The organism is Dolichospermum planctonicum (assembly GCF_005402965.1).
GTDB classification, from domain to species: domain Bacteria; phylum Cyanobacteriota; class Cyanobacteriia; order Cyanobacteriales; family Nostocaceae; genus Dolichospermum; species Dolichospermum planctonicum.
The window spans coordinates 115,347-129,104 of record NZ_BJCF01000006.1 but is presented as its reverse complement, the minus strand read 5'-3'; the positions used below and the strand labels follow the sequence as shown (position 1 = coordinate 129,104).

Below are 13,758 nucleotides of genomic sequence, written 5' to 3'. Positions count from 1 at the left end.
CTACTATATATATAGTGAAAATGCTTAATCAAATTTGGTTATCACAATTAAAGATACACCGAGCGATCGCTGTAGTTCGCGCCCCAAAAATGGACTGGGGTAAAAAAATGGCTTTAGCGGTAGCATCTGGGGGTATGAGACTAATTGAAATTACCTGGAATAGCGATCGCGCACCTGAGTTAATTTCCCAACTCCGCACTGAATTACCGGGCTGTCTGATTGGTACTGGTACTTTATTTAACGTCCAGCAATTACAAGAGGCGATCGCTTGTGGGTGTCAATTTCTCTTTAGTCCCCATACTGATCCCGTGATGATTAAAACCGCAGTAGCGGCAAATATACCGATAATTCCCGGTGCATTGACACCGACGGAAATTATTACCGCTTGGAATTATGGCGCTACTTGTGTGAAAGTGTTTCCCGTCCAAGCAGTGGGGGGAAGTAATTACATCAAAAGTTTACAAGGACCCCTGGGACATATTCCCTTAATTCCTACCGGAGGTGTAACCTTAGAAAATGCTGAAGATTTTTTAAAGGTTGGGGCAATAGCTGTAGGCTTAAGTGGGGAATTATTCCCAAAAAAATGGATATTAGAGGAAAATTGGCATGAGATTACCGAACAAGCAAAAGCACTCATCCAGAAGTTATCCAGAAGTTAAATTAGTGGTAAAATCAGTACAAATAGACTGAATTAGAATCAAAGTTCTTGAACGAATTTTAGCCAATTGTCTATCAGGGTATTCACTATGAAAGGTTTGATTTATTTTCACAGGATACATCTATTAAAAATATTATTGGTGGGTACAGTAGCTTATACTACTATATTTGATTATACTGCTGACGAAATGTGGGCAAAATCTCCACCACAGAAAGTTCCTACAATTGTTCAAAAACTGAAAAAATCTCATCAGCGTTGGATTCAAATTAATCTTTCCCAACAACGTCTGATTGCGTGGGAAGGGGATAAACCTGTATATAAAGCAACTATTTCTTCGGGAAAACAATCTACACCTACTCGTACTGGTATATTTAAGATTCAAAGCAAGTTTAAAAAAACTCGGATGCGTGGTAGGGGATATGATATTGCCAATGTTCCCTATACTATGTATTATCAAAATGGCTATGCTATTCATGGAGCATATTGGCACAATAAGTTTGGTACACCGGTAAGCCATGGTTGTGTTAATCTGGCATTTAATCAGGCTAAACGGTTATTTAATTGGGCTAATCTAGGAACACCAGTAGTAATTCAAGAATAGATCAAAAATCCTGAATTTTAAATTCCAAATAGATCAAACCGCTTTGATCATCCAATTTCCGCTGTTTTCAGTTGCTGCCAGTTTTTTAGCTGCAACACTAGCGCGAAACTCAAAAGTCTGATATCATGGTTTTATCAGCGGGTGAGTAGCTCAACGGTAGAGCAGTTGACTCTTAATCAATTGGTTGCGGGTTCGATTCCCTCCTCACCCACTAATCAAATCTAGAACATTGCTGAATTGGAGATTGAAGAAAACAACAGAAGAAAACATAATTTATACTTTCACTCAGTAACGCCAAATCTAGCACTAACCAAATCTACCACTAATGTAGGCTTTCGTATCTTCTTGTTGTGGATGATTGAAAATTAATTCTGTAGCTTCATATTCCACTAAATAACCTGTGCGACCACCTTTTTCAGAAGCTTTAACGTTAAAAAATGCTGTCTTATCGGAAACTCGTGCTGCTTGCTGCATATTGTGGGTAACAATAACGATGGTATATTGTTCCTTGAGTTCGTGAATCAGTTCTTCAACCCGTGCAGTAGAAATAGGGTCAAGTGCAGAACATGGTTCATCCATAAGTATAACTTCTGGTTGCACTGCGATCGCTCTGGCAATACATAAACGTTGTTGTTGTCCACCAGATAAAGATAAACCATTTTGTCGCAATTTGTCCTTAACTTCATCCCATAAAGCCGCTTGTCGCAAACTCCGTTCCACCAACTCATTCATATCACCCCTGTAGCCATTAATTCTCGCACCAAAGGCAATATTTTCGTAAATTGACTTTGGAAATGGATTTGGTCTTTGAAACACCATACCAATGCGTCTCCGTACCTCTACAGGGTCAATATTTGGTGCATAGAGGTTTTGATCATAGAAATAAATCTTACCTTCAGCTCGAAATGATTCAATTAAATCATTCAGACGATTATAACATCGCAATAATGTACTTTTACCACAACCGGAAGGTCCAATAAAAGCCGTTACCCGATTTTTAGGAATATCTAGCCAAACATTTTGTACAGCCAAGAAGTTGCCATAATAAATATTCAGGTTTTCTGTGCTTAAAACCGTTTTAGCTCTATTCATCGTGCTAATTTTTGTTACCATAAATACTTGATTAAGGAGTGGTTCGAGATGAGTTTAGATCTTGTTTCTAGTCACCCAACGAGCAATAATACTAGTAATTAACACCATTAATACTAGTATTAAAGAAGCCGCCCAAGCTAAAGATTGCCAACTTTGGTAAGGAGAAGTAGCAAAGTTGTACACTAGAACTGCTAGAGAAGCTGTAGGTTTGAGAATGCTATCTGGCCAAAAAGAAGAGAAAAGAGCCGTAAATATCAATGGTGCTGTTTCTCCAGCAGCGCGAGCTATAGACAATGTACAACCAGTTACAATAGCAGGTAAAGCAGTAGGTAATACCACCTGTGACACAGTTTGGAAATTAGTTGCACCTAGTCCTACGGACGCTTGGCGTAGATCTTGAGGTACTAACTGCAAAGCTTCATCAGTAGTTCTGACGATAATAGGTAGCATCAAAATTGCTAAGGCAAATCCACCTCCCAAAGCTGAGTAAGAGCCTAAATTCAGCTTAACCAAGGTTAAAACAACAATTCCATAGGCAAACACCCCAGCAATAATCGAGGGAACACCACTGAGAACATTAGTAGTAAAACGTATCCACTTAGCAAATTTTGGGGAACTAAACTCAGTTAAATAAATTGCCGCCAATACACCAAAAGGAACACTAATTATAGCCCCAATACCTACCATTAAAAGTGTTCCCAAAATAGCATTACCAAACCCGCCATTTTTGGCAAAAGGGGCTGGTGGTAGTTGAGTGAAAACACTTAAATTTAAGCTACTAAATCCTCTAATTATCACATAATAAAGCACTGCTAACAAAGGAATAAGTGCCAATATTCCACATATAAAAGCTAATACAGTCATCACCGTATTAAATAATGTCCGAGAAGACAAAGGGGAACGAGTCAGGCTTCTTTGCGGAAAAGAAGAAGTCATAATCTAACCTATTACTGTATTGTACAAGACAGATTCCAGATATATACCCAACTTCTTTAAGAAGTCGGAGAGCCGAATATTGAATATTAAATTTATAGTCTTTGTACGCGCGTTACAATAAACTCTGCTAGAATATTGACTATTAGCGTCAATATAAATAGAACTAAAGCTGCATACATTAAAGCAGAAACTTGTAAGCCACTAGCTTCAGCAAACTGATTTGCTAGTAGAGAAGAAATGGTATTAGATGGTGCTAAAAAAGAGATATTGATATTATTGGCATTGCCGATTAACATTGTTACAGCCATGGTTTCACCCATAGCTCTACCCAGAGCCAACATTACCGCACTGACAATACCAGAAAAAGCCGCAGGGATAATAACTTGAAAAATGGTTTCCCAACGGGTTGCACCAATTCCTAGCGCCGCTTGACGTAAACTAGAAGGTACAGAAATTAAAGCATCACGAGAAATAGCAGTAATGATTGGTAAAGTCATAATTGCTAAGATTACCCCGGCGGGTAGCATTCCAGGACCTGTGGGAGAGGAGCTAAAAATTGGTAGCCAACCGAGATAATGATGCAGCCATTTACCCAAATTAGTTAAAATTGGGATTAAAACAAAAATTCCCCAGACTCCATAAACAACACTAGGAATAGCGGCCAGCAGTTCTACTAAAAATACTAGTACCAATCTTACTTGAGAAGGAAGAAAATCCTCACTCAATAAAATCGCCGTTCCCACACCAATAGGAACTGCTAAAATTAGTCCAATCAAAGAACTCATCAGAGTTCCGTAAATAGCAGGTAGTACCCCATACTCATTATTAACAGGATTCCAACTACTGCCCATTAGGAAATTAATCCCGAATTTTTGGATAGCAGGCCAAGCAGCAATGGCAACTTGTAAAGCAATCCATAATAAAGTAGCAGCAATTGCCAGAGCAAAAATCCGAGTTAACCAAATAAAGCTCCGATCTAGATTTCTGTCCATTTCAGAGCGCTTTTTTGCTGCCAAGGCAGTTTCTAAAAAATTTGTAGCCATGAATACGGATTGTAAGAGTTAAATCAGGAATAATACCAAAAAATTAAGTCTCCTAAAAACCAACACGGTTTAGTTAAAAAATCAGGATTGTAAGACTTAAATGAGGAATAATGCCGAAAATCAAGTATGCTAAAATTAAATTTTTGCTTACTTGCCAGGTTGAGAATTAGCACCAACAGAAATTTTATAGTCAGAACTAATTTTATCAGCTGCTGCCGCCACTTTGGCAATTACATTTACTGGTAAAGGAACATACCCTAACTCAGCCGCTAACTTTTGTCCATCTGTTAAAGCATACTCAATAGTTGCTTCTACGGCTTTAGCTTTGTTAGCATCAGTATATTTTTTATATGCCAGAATCCAAGTGTAAGTAACAATTGGGTAAGAATCTGCACCTTCTGGGTCAGAAATAAAAACGCGAAGATTCTCTGGTAAAGTCACAGATGCTAAGGTTTTTGATGCTGACTCTTCAGAAGGGGAAACAAACTGTTTGGCTTTATTTTCTAAAGATGCAAATTTGAGATTACTTTGTTTAGCGTAGCTATATTCAATATAACCAATGGAAGCAGGAGTTTGGAGAATTTGAGCGGTAACACCTTCATTTCCTTTTGCTCCAATGCCTACAGGCCATTTTACACTTTTCCCGTCACCTACTTGAGTTTTCCATTCTGGACTAATGGCGCTAAGATGTTTGGTAAAAACACCTGTAGTACCGCTACCGTCAGCACGATAAATGACTTTAATTGCCTCTTTTGGTAATTTAGCACCAGGATTGGCTTTAGCGATCGCCGGATCATCCCAAAATTTGATTTTACCTAGTAAAATATCAGTATAAACTGTTCGTGGTAGTTTGAGTTGAGGAACATCTGGTAAATTATAAGCGAGGACAATACTCCCGGCAGTAACAGGTAATAATATTACACCTTTATCTGCGGGTATCTCCTGAATTTCTTCATCCTTCATGGCCACATCACTGGCACCAAAATCTACTGTTCCTTTAGTAAACTGTTCAACACCAGCGCCACTACCAACCGACTGATAGTTAACTTTTAAATTGGGATATTTTTTATTTAATTCCGCAAACCAAGTTTGATACAGTGGTGAAGGAAAAGAAGCACCAGCACCCGTTAACTCCACATTACCCCCTAAGTCTAGTTTATCAGAACTAGAGGTTTTATTATTTTCTGACGAGTTTTGGCCGCAAGCAGATAGACTGAACGCTAGTGCTAATATGGATATTGAAGCTGTAAAGCGATGATTTTTGATTGCATCAGAACGTAATAGCATTAGTGTTAATTTTTGTTAAGTTTGAGATAAACGTTACCAACATACCAATAAAAGGTAAACCAGCGGTTAAGAAACGAAAAAATCTATTTATTCCCCTCATGTCAATCAACCCTATCACCGAATAAATGTTTGCTGCATCGAATCAACTACTATGGTCTATGATAGGCTTGCTCCTGACAATGGGTGGTACTTTCCTAGAAGCTTATGGTCTTACCTCTCCTTGGAACTGGAGTCAGCACGGAATTCAAACCCTTTCATTAGGTGTCAGCTATCAAATTGGTGCAGTGCTGCTGGTAGGTTGTTTAGGAGGTCAAAATTCTGGGGCGCTCTCACAAATTGCCTATTTAGTCATGGGATTAACCTTATTACCTGTATTTGCAGAAGGAGGCGGTATCGGTTATGTTAAACTATCTCAGTTTGGGTATTTATTGGGTTTTATTCCTGGAGCTTGGATTTGTGGTTATTTAGCTTTTAAAGCTAGACCCCGACTGGAAACTCTAGCTTTTAGTTGTATTTGTGGCTTATTAACTGTTCACTTATGCGGTATTGCTTATTTAACTATCAGTTATATTTTGCCCTGGAAAGCAACAGAAAATCTATCTCTGATGCAGGCTATTCTTAAATACTCTTGCTTTGCACTACCAGGACAACTAGTAGTTGTTTGTGCTGTCACCATAGTAGCCTATGTGCTACGACATATAATGTTTTATTAGTCAGTGGTTATTGGTCATTAGTCATCAATCAAGAAAAACAACGGACAACGGACAACAGACAACCGAAAAATTTATCATGGGTATAAAAAACCGCTACTTCTGGATTGCTGCTTCTATGGCATTCTCATTAGATCAACTAACAAAATACTGGGTAGTGCAAACCTTTAAATTAGGACAAACACTGCCATTACTGCGGAATATATTTCATTTCACTTATGTTACCAATACAGGAGCAGCTTTTAGTTTGTTAAGTGGCAAAGTAGAGTGGTTACGCTGGCTATCTTTAGGTGTAAGTTTAATATTGATCACCATTGCATTGTGCGGACCATTGTTAAGTTTTTGGGATCAAGTGGGTTATGGTTTGATTTTAGGAGGAGCAATAGGCAATGGTATTGATAGATTTAGATTGGGGTACGTCGTTGACTTCCTCGATTTTCGGTTAATTAATTTTGCCGTATTTAATATGGCTGATTCTTTTATTAGTGTAGGAATTGTCTGCCTGTTAATTGCCTCATGGCAAAAAACACCAAGCCACTAAAATTGTTTATGAGTTCACCCCAATCTCCTCAAAAGCCAAAAACTCTACTTGGTCAACTGACTCAAGCAGTAAATACCATTCAAGCTAGAGTTGATTTTTCCAAGTTGGCACTCAAACCCAATGCCAAAGTACCGAAACTATTGGTCTATGATGCCGGAGTCAATCAAACCTTAGAATATCCGTTATTAGGCGATCGCTATCTTCTGGGACGTAGTTCTAAATCCTGTGATATCGTCGTCCGTAACCAAGTTGTCAGCCAAATTCATCTCTCACTGTCGCGGGATTCTACCCAAAACTCTCCCATTTTCACCATCAAGGATGAAAACTCCACCAATGGCATATATCTTGGCAAAAGACGGATAAATGCCCTGGAAATGCGCCATGGTGATGTAATTACCTTGGGTCCCCCCGAACTAGCCGCTTCTGTACGTCTGGAATACATTGATCCACCCCCTTGGCATCAGCAAGCTGCTACGTGGACAGCTTATGGTGTTGTTGGTGTCACTGCGTTGACAGCTTTAGCTATAGGTGCGGAATGGCTAAAATTTTCCGTTAGACCCTTACCTACAGCCACACGGGCTCCCGTGGTTGTCTATGCTCGTGATGGCTCAACCCCACTCCGTGAACCTCGGAATATCGCTCACGTAGATTTAAAAAAGTTATCCGACTTTGGACCCTATTTGGCTGCTGCTGTGGTCGCTTCCGAGGATAGTCGTTATTATTGGCACTTTGGTGTAGATCCTTTGGGTGTGTTGCGAGCCGTATTCATTAACAGTCGTAGCGGTGATTTTCAACAAGGAGCGAGTACAGTTACCCAACAAGTAGCTCGCAGTTTATTCCGTGAATATGTCGGTAGTCAAGATTCCTTAGAACGCAAATTAAAAGAAGTTGTTGTCTCCCTCAAATTAGAAACGTTTTACAGCAAAGATGATATTTTACTAACTTACTTAAACCGGGTATTTTTAGGTGCAGATACCTCAGGTTTTGAGGATGCTGCTAAATATTATTTCAGTAAATCAGCCAAGGAATTAACTCTAGCAGAAGCAGCGACTTTAGTAGGAATTTTGCCCGCTCCCAATGCCTTTGATTTTTGTGGAACAGGTCCGCGCAAACTCGGAGCTGCTGATTATCGAAATCGAGTCGTGAAACGAATGCTGGAAATGGGTAAAATTACCCAAGCAGAAGCTAACCGGGCCCGCCGTTCGACGGTGCAAATCAGTCCTAAAGTCTGCGAAACACAAGCTAAAACCATTGCACCATATTTTTATGATTATGTCTTTCAAGAACTGATATCAAAACTCGGTCCGGCTGCGGCCAGAGAAGGTAACTATATCATTGAAACCCAATTAGATCCGGGTATTCAAGCTCAGGCTGAAATCGAGTTAAAAAAGTCCATTTCTCAAGCCGGCTCAAATTTGGGTTTTTCTCAAGGGGGGTTGGTAACTCTGAACTCGAAAACTGGCAGTATTGTGGCTATGGTGGGGGGGACTGATTACAGAAAAAGCCAGTTTAATCGCGCTGTACAAGCCCAACGACAACCCGGTTCTACTTTTAAAATTTTTGCCTACGCTGCGGCCCTAGAAAAAGGTATTTCTCCTTATACAAGTTATTCCTGTAATCCCTTACGTTGGCAAGGCTTTACCTATAAACCCTGCCGGGCTGGCGCTGGTGGTAGTTTAGACATAGCTACTGGTTTGGCACTTTCAGAAAATCCTATAGCTTTACGGGTAGCGAAGGAAATTGGCTTGAATAAAGTGGTGGACATGGCCCAGCGTTTGGGTGTGAGGTCTAATCTTGAACAAGTACCCGGTTTGGTCTTAGGTCAAAGTGTAGTTAATGTTTTAGAAATGACCGGTGCTTTTGGGGCAATTGGTAATCGTGGGGTCTGGAATCCTCCTCATGCTATTAGTAGAATTTTGGACAGTAGTGACTGTCAGAATCTCAAAGATAGAGAAACCTGTCGTGTTATTTACTCTTTTGATCAAAATCCAGATGGTAATAAACAAGTGCTAAAACCAGCAGTTGCCAATCAAATGACTACTTTAATGCAGGGGGTAATTAGTAATGGGACAGGACGTAGCGCGGCTATTGGTTTAGGGGAAGCAGGTAAAACCGGGACAACAAATGATAATGTTGATCTCTGGTTTATTGGCTTTATTCCCAGTCGTCAACTTGTTACCGGTATTTGGCTAGGAAACGATAATAATTCCCCGACATCTGGTAGCAGCGCCCAAGCCGCACAACTTTGGGGTAATTATATGGGTAAAATTACTAAGTAGAGTTTAGGTAACAGGGGGATGATTGTTTCCCCACAGACAACCCAACCGACAATTAAGTACCTGGGCAAAATTAATTGCACATTTGCGAAAACGATAGAAAGAAATCTCTGTATCTCTCGTCTGTCCCCGTGGCGTAGCACCTGTCACTTCTAACCTGTCACCTCTAACCTGTCACCTGTCACCTCTCACCTCTCACCTCTCACCTGTCACCTGTCACCTGTCACCTCTCACCTCTAACCTGTCACCTCTAACCTGTCACCTCTCACCTCTCACCTGTCACCTCTCCTGAATATGAAATTTATTTTGCACGACTACTTATCTGTATCCTGAGAAAGGAGTTACTTCTAATTCACCTTTAGGTGTAAATACTACTTTAAAATGAGCAAGAGGTTCTTTGTTGTTCGGTGCGGCTACATTCGATCCATAAACCGATTGAAATAGCTGGGGAAGAGGTGTTTCTCGAAAATGGTCAAAAGCAACTTGATTAAGTGGTTCATAGTCAGCGATAACACCTTCTTTATTCACAGCGACTCGATATTTTAATTCACTGGTGAAGGTGGGACGATTACTCCAATTTTGACGAATTGTACTATACAACTTTTGATTTAGATCTTTGATTTGACTGGTTTCAGTAATTTTCTCGCCAACTACTTCGGGTGTTTTAGCGTATCCTCCCCAAGGACTAATTTGTAAAATACCTGTTTGAGTAAAGACGACTTTGAATTGAGCAATGGATTCATTGGCTTTTGCATTGGCAGGATTATACAGCAGTTTAGGCAGTGGTGTTTTTTCTATTGCATCACTGGCCGCCCGATTAACAGATTTGTAACCAATAATACTACCATCAGCAGCGACACCTAAACGATAAACTAAATCCTCTGGTAATTCTGAGCGATTTGTCCAAGCTGGATTAATTTGATTATAAACTTGGCGATTTAATGCCCGTAATTGGGATGAATCTGTGATCTCTGGTACAGTCTTTAAAAGTGCTTCTAAATCTTTAGCTACAATAGGAGCAGTCGTTTCTGTGGCTATGGGGGTTGCTGCCTCCCCCTTTGGCAAGGGGGGATTAAGGGGGGCAGAGGTTGATGCTTGAGGTGCAGTTGTGGGTATTGTAGCGCTGGACTGTTCCTCTGGTTTGACTTCCGGTGGACGGACTTGAGGGATAGGAATCAAGAAACAGGCTAATGCGGCCAAGGCTAGACTGGATATGCCTACTGTCGCTGGAATTGCTTGTTTGCGGAAAATTTGACTTGAACCACCATAGCTGTGGGTAACTGGGTGCAATTCTAAGCATAATTCTGGTAAAGTTTGGCTATCAGCAAAAAACTGATCTACAGCTTCAACTAAATCAAATAATTGGACTGTGTTCAGGATAATTTCAATGGGTTTTCCTTCGTTAGTGTTCCCTCCAAGGTTGTCTTGTGTGATTTCCGAATGCACAATTAATCTGTGACTGTTACCGTCTATTTTTTGTAATTCTACTAACTCTGATTCCTGATTTTGATTGTCAAATTTTTGACTATGGTATCCTGGTATTTTACTTAAAACTTCTTGGGCTAAAACCTCTTGGACGTAATTACTGACGGCTGTAACTAAACTTTCAAAAAATTCCCTGCCCCCAACTATGGGTTGAGTGTGACTGGATAAATAGCATTCTGCATTTACCAGTATAGATAGTTCTGGACGCAGTTCTTGAAAGTTAGCCGTCCGTGTTATGTCGCTTAACCCTTCTAGGAGCAGGGTACAATTAGGCAAACTATATTTACGTTGGATATTCATCTTGTTTTCTGCGAGATACTCCTGGTTGGTGCGAAGCAACCAGGGGAGGGATAGCGCGTTTAATTTAATGACTCAATGTCGTTAAATTAAACATTTTCCGAGTGGTATGTATGCCATGAGAGAATCATAGCGTTAGTTGGCGAAAGTTAGCAAATAATTAACTAGTTAACTACCTTTTTAGGGTAGGGTTATTGACTTTTCTTTACTCTACTTCACCATCAAAAAGAGAAATCCAGTACCGCTGCATTCCCGCTGTACCTGTGCAAAATAGTAATTTTCCTAATAGGTTTATAGCTAGTTCATCTAATTTATCATCAGAATTTAATGCTATTACACCGGAACGACGGTAATTCATCCGACTTTTAAAATGCGCTCTAAACCTTTCTAGGTAATTAGCTAATCTTAAATTTTGTTCTAGGGGAATCTGCTTTTGGTCTAATTGTTGGTATATAGTTAGTAGTTGACGGATGGTAACTGTTAACCGCCTAGCAATGTAGCAAGCAATCACTACTAAGGCTTTAGCCTCTAAAATATCTAAAGGGCGGCGACTATGCGCTTTCCGCATGGGGTTAGAAGCTCTCATCCGCCATAAGTTTACCCGATTTTTGATAATTCCTTTCAGGTCTAATTCTTCAGCTAAAGACAAAATCGCTTCCGAACCGCCCAGTTCTAAGGCTTCAATTGCTAGTAACATTAGATCTATTTCTGTTCTAGTTTTCCGTGGACATACCTGTCCATGGATGGCTGGATCTGGTAAAGTATCCAAAATCTCATGTATTCCCTGGGAATTTTGGGGGCTATTTATGTTTACAGGTTTAAGATTAGCTGCGACATTCATTCTATAAAATACCTTATGGGTTTCCAATCAAGTTATTGACTCTTGACTCTTGACTCTTGACTCTTGACTCTTGACTCTTGACTCTTGACTCTTGACTCTTGACTCTTGACTCTTGACTCTTGACTTTTGACTTCACGGCTTTACTAGTATCCAGGGTATGACATTATAGGGTAAGATATTTCTTGATCTTCAGGAAAATTTTTCTCTCACAAAAGAGTGTTCTCAAATATGGATTTAAAATCGCTAATTCGTGATATACCAGATTTTCCTAAGCCGGGGATTTTATTTCGAGATGTCACTACTCTATTAAGCGATCCAGAGGGATTGCGTTATACTATTGACTTTTTAGCACAAAAATGCTCAGAAATTGAAATTCAGGTAGACTACATTATCGGTATGGAGTCGCGGGGATTTATTTTCGGCGCGCCTGTGGCCTATAAATTGGGTGCTGGTTTTGTTCCCGTTCGCAAAAAAGGCAAGTTACCAGCAGCAGTTCACGCTATTGAATATCAATTAGAGTATGGTACAGATACCCTGGAAGTACATCAGGATGCTTTACAGCCGGGTAGCAAGGTTTTGATTGTGGATGATTTGATTGCTACTGGAGGAACTGCAAGTGCAACGGCAAAATTAGTACAAAAAATTGACTGCGAACTTGTCGGCTTTGGGTTTATTATCGAACTACGGGATTTACAAGGTCGGAAAAACTTACCTGATGTCCCGATTATCTCACTAGTTGAATATTAACAAAAATATTAACAAAACATAATTAACAGTTGACAACTGACTCATGACCAATGACTAATACAAAAATTTCCCTGGAAACGAGTCGAGACTGGCTGGTTAAGCTAGTTACTAGTGAGACTTTTATTTATATAATCAAACGGCTTTTACAAGCACTATTAACGGTTTTTTTAGCGTCGGCTTTGTCGTTTTTTATTATGAAGTTATCTCCGGGAAATTATGTAGATACTCTGCGGCAAAATCCGAAAATTTCACCGGAAAGGATTGAGGAAATTACAAGACAATTTGGTTTAGATAAGTCTTGGCCAGAACAGTTTGGGTTTTGGTTAAAGCAAATTGTGACTAAAGGCGATTTTGGCACGAGTTTTGTTTATCAACGTTCTGTATCATCGCTGTTATGGGAACGAGTACCAGCAACTTTATTTTTAGCGATCGCTTCCCTGATTATAACCTGGGCGATCGCAATTCCTTTGGGTATTCTCGCTGCTGTCAAACAAAATCGTCTTACTGACCAGGTTTTGCAGGTACTCAGTTATGCTGGTCAAGGTATTCCCAGTTTTATCACTGTCTTATTTTTGCTCTTTTTTGCTCAACTGACTACCCCGCTTTTTCCTGTGGGTAATATGACTAGTATTGATCATGCGGAACTAACATGGTTAGGTAAAATTTTTGATATTGCTTGGCATTCGATTTTACCATTAATTGCTTTGAGTGTTACCAGTTTTGCTGGTTTACAACGCATTATGCGTGGTCAATTATTGGATGTTTTACGTCAAGACTATATTCAAACTGCTCGCGCTAAAGGACTTCCAGAAAATCGCGTTATTTATGTCCATGCTTTGCGAAATGCTATTAACCCATTAATTACGTTACTGGGCTTTGAATTAGCGGGTTTGTTAAGTGGTGCATTTATTACAGAATATTTCTTCAATTGGCCAGGTTTAGGAAAATTAACCCTACAAGCAGTTTTAGCCAAAGATCAATATTTAGTCATGGCCAGTTTGGTCATGAGTGCAGTATTGTTAATTATTGGTAATTTAATCGCTGACTTAATTTTAAAAGCTGCTGATCCGAGAATTAAATTAGAAGATTTGAATTAGAACCGGACTTACACAAAATATCTCTTAAACTCTCTTTCCTGCATGAAACTAATACTCAACCCCTAATGGGACTTAAACATTTAATGACCACCATAAACAACAGCTAATGTAAGTCTTAACAAATTCATTGGGTAAACTTAGAAAATT

Annotated in this window: 13 protein-coding genes and 1 tRNA gene; 8 read left to right on the top strand and 6 right to left on the bottom strand. The window is 39.6% G+C overall.

Annotation, left to right across the window (positions count from 1 at the left end; all coding sequences use genetic code 11):
- Positions 1-20: 20 nt before the first annotated feature.
- The 3 genes from FFO06_RS04910 to FFO06_RS04900 all read left to right on the top strand — a co-directional run bounded on the left by FFO06_RS04910 (position 21) and on the right by FFO06_RS04900 (position 1,470).
- Complete coding sequence (locus tag FFO06_RS04910) at positions 21-659, top strand: bifunctional 4-hydroxy-2-oxoglutarate aldolase/2-dehydro-3-deoxy-phosphogluconate aldolase (protein WP_137907017.1); 639 nt, start codon at positions 21-23, stop codon at positions 657-659.
- Positions 660-746: 87 nt separating this feature from the next.
- Positions 747-1,259: a L,D-transpeptidase gene (locus FFO06_RS04905; protein WP_137907016.1), complete on the top strand. Its 513-nt coding sequence runs from the start codon at positions 747-749 to the stop codon at positions 1,257-1,259.
- A 139-nt stretch (positions 1,260-1,398) separates the two neighbouring features.
- Positions 1,399-1,470, top strand: a tRNA-Lys gene (locus tag FFO06_RS04900).
- A 95-nt stretch (positions 1,471-1,565) separates the two neighbouring features.
- Here FFO06_RS04900 and pstB read toward each other — a convergent pair.
- The 4 genes from pstB to pstS all read right to left on the bottom strand — a co-directional run bounded on the left by pstB (position 1,566) and on the right by pstS (position 5,617).
- Complete coding sequence (gene pstB, locus FFO06_RS04895; protein WP_137907015.1) at positions 1,566-2,372, bottom strand: phosphate ABC transporter ATP-binding protein PstB; 807 nt, start codon at positions 2,370-2,372, stop codon at positions 1,566-1,568.
- A 33-nt stretch (positions 2,373-2,405) separates the two neighbouring features.
- On the bottom strand, positions 2,406-3,287 hold the full coding sequence (pstA, locus tag FFO06_RS04890) for a phosphate ABC transporter permease PstA (RefSeq protein WP_137907014.1): 882 nt from the start codon (positions 3,285-3,287) through the stop codon (positions 2,406-2,408).
- Positions 3,288-3,379: 92 nt separating this feature from the next.
- Positions 3,380-4,330: a phosphate ABC transporter permease subunit PstC gene (pstC, locus tag FFO06_RS04885; RefSeq protein WP_137907013.1), complete on the bottom strand. Its 951-nt coding sequence runs from the start codon at positions 4,328-4,330 to the stop codon at positions 3,380-3,382.
- Positions 4,331-4,477: 147 nt separating this feature from the next.
- On the bottom strand, positions 4,478-5,617 hold the full coding sequence (pstS, locus tag FFO06_RS04880) for a phosphate ABC transporter substrate-binding protein PstS (protein WP_137907012.1): 1,140 nt from the start codon (positions 5,615-5,617) through the stop codon (positions 4,478-4,480).
- A 125-nt stretch (positions 5,618-5,742) separates the two neighbouring features.
- Here pstS and FFO06_RS04875 point away from each other — a divergent pair, with 125 nt between their 5' ends.
- The 3 genes from FFO06_RS04875 to FFO06_RS04865 all read left to right on the top strand — a co-directional run bounded on the left by FFO06_RS04875 (position 5,743) and on the right by FFO06_RS04865 (position 9,147).
- Positions 5,743-6,330, top strand: coding sequence for a biotin transporter BioY (locus FFO06_RS04875; RefSeq protein WP_137907011.1), 588 nt, complete (start codon positions 5,743-5,745; stop codon positions 6,328-6,330).
- Between the two features lie 76 nt (positions 6,331-6,406).
- Positions 6,407-6,868 (top strand): signal peptidase II, encoded by a 462-nt coding sequence (lspA, locus tag FFO06_RS04870; protein WP_137907010.1) that lies wholly within the window; start codon positions 6,407-6,409, stop codon positions 6,866-6,868.
- An 8-nt stretch (positions 6,869-6,876) separates the two neighbouring features.
- Positions 6,877-9,147, top strand: coding sequence for a transglycosylase domain-containing protein (locus FFO06_RS04865; protein WP_137907009.1), 2,271 nt, complete (start codon positions 6,877-6,879; stop codon positions 9,145-9,147).
- A gap of 315 nt (positions 9,148-9,462) precedes the next feature.
- On the opposite strand, the gene FFO06_RS04860 is transcribed toward FFO06_RS04865, so the two are convergent.
- Together FFO06_RS04860 and FFO06_RS04855 are read right to left on the bottom strand one after the other, a co-directional pair.
- On the bottom strand, positions 9,463-10,929 hold the full coding sequence (locus FFO06_RS04860) for a DUF4335 domain-containing protein (protein ID WP_137907008.1): 1,467 nt from the start codon (positions 10,927-10,929) through the stop codon (positions 9,463-9,465).
- Between the two features lie 202 nt (positions 10,930-11,131).
- Positions 11,132-11,767, bottom strand: coding sequence for a DUF3038 domain-containing protein (locus tag FFO06_RS04855; RefSeq protein ID WP_137907007.1), 636 nt, complete (start codon positions 11,765-11,767; stop codon positions 11,132-11,134).
- A 228-nt stretch (positions 11,768-11,995) separates the two neighbouring features.
- On the opposite strand from FFO06_RS04855, the gene FFO06_RS04850 reads away from it, so the two are divergent.
- Both FFO06_RS04850 and FFO06_RS04845 read left to right on the top strand, forming a co-directional pair.
- Positions 11,996-12,514: an adenine phosphoribosyltransferase gene (locus FFO06_RS04850; RefSeq protein ID WP_137907006.1), complete on the top strand. Its 519-nt coding sequence runs from the start codon at positions 11,996-11,998 to the stop codon at positions 12,512-12,514.
- Positions 12,515-12,564: 50 nt separating this feature from the next.
- Positions 12,565-13,611 (top strand): ABC transporter permease, encoded by a 1,047-nt coding sequence (locus FFO06_RS04845; protein WP_137907005.1) that lies wholly within the window; start codon positions 12,565-12,567, stop codon positions 13,609-13,611.
- Positions 13,612-13,758: the final 147 nt, after the last annotated feature.

Coding starts and splice junctions, on each gene's coding strand:
- pstA (WP_137907014.1), bottom strand. CDS start 3,287: ATGACTTCTTCTTTTCCGCAAAGAAGCCTGACTCGTTCCCCTTTGTCT.
- FFO06_RS04875 (WP_137907011.1), top strand. CDS start 5,743: ATGTTTGCTGCATCGAATCAACTACTATGGTCTATGATAGGCTTGCTC.
- FFO06_RS04860 (WP_137907008.1), bottom strand. CDS start 10,929: ATGAATATCCAACGTAAATATAGTTTGCCTAATTGTACCCTGCTCCTA.
- FFO06_RS04855 (WP_137907007.1), bottom strand. CDS start 11,767: ATGAATGTCGCAGCTAATCTTAAACCTGTAAACATAAATAGCCCCCAA.
- pstB (WP_137907015.1), bottom strand. CDS start 2,372: ATGGTAACAAAAATTAGCACGATGAATAGAGCTAAAACGGTTTTAAGC.
- FFO06_RS04865 (WP_137907009.1), top strand. CDS start 6,877: ATGAGTTCACCCCAATCTCCTCAAAAGCCAAAAACTCTACTTGGTCAA.
- pstS (WP_137907012.1), bottom strand. CDS start 5,617: ATGCTATTACGTTCTGATGCAATCAAAAATCATCGCTTTACAGCTTCA.
- FFO06_RS04845 (WP_137907005.1), top strand. CDS start 12,565: ATGACTAATACAAAAATTTCCCTGGAAACGAGTCGAGACTGGCTGGTT.
- pstC (WP_137907013.1), bottom strand. CDS start 4,330: ATGGCTACAAATTTTTTAGAAACTGCCTTGGCAGCAAAAAAGCGCTCT.
- FFO06_RS04850 (WP_137907006.1), top strand. CDS start 11,996: ATGGATTTAAAATCGCTAATTCGTGATATACCAGATTTTCCTAAGCCG.
- FFO06_RS04905 (WP_137907016.1), top strand. CDS start 747: ATGAAAGGTTTGATTTATTTTCACAGGATACATCTATTAAAAATATTA.
- lspA (WP_137907010.1), top strand. CDS start 6,407: ATGGGTATAAAAAACCGCTACTTCTGGATTGCTGCTTCTATGGCATTC.
- FFO06_RS04910 (WP_137907017.1), top strand. CDS start 21: ATGCTTAATCAAATTTGGTTATCACAATTAAAGATACACCGAGCGATC.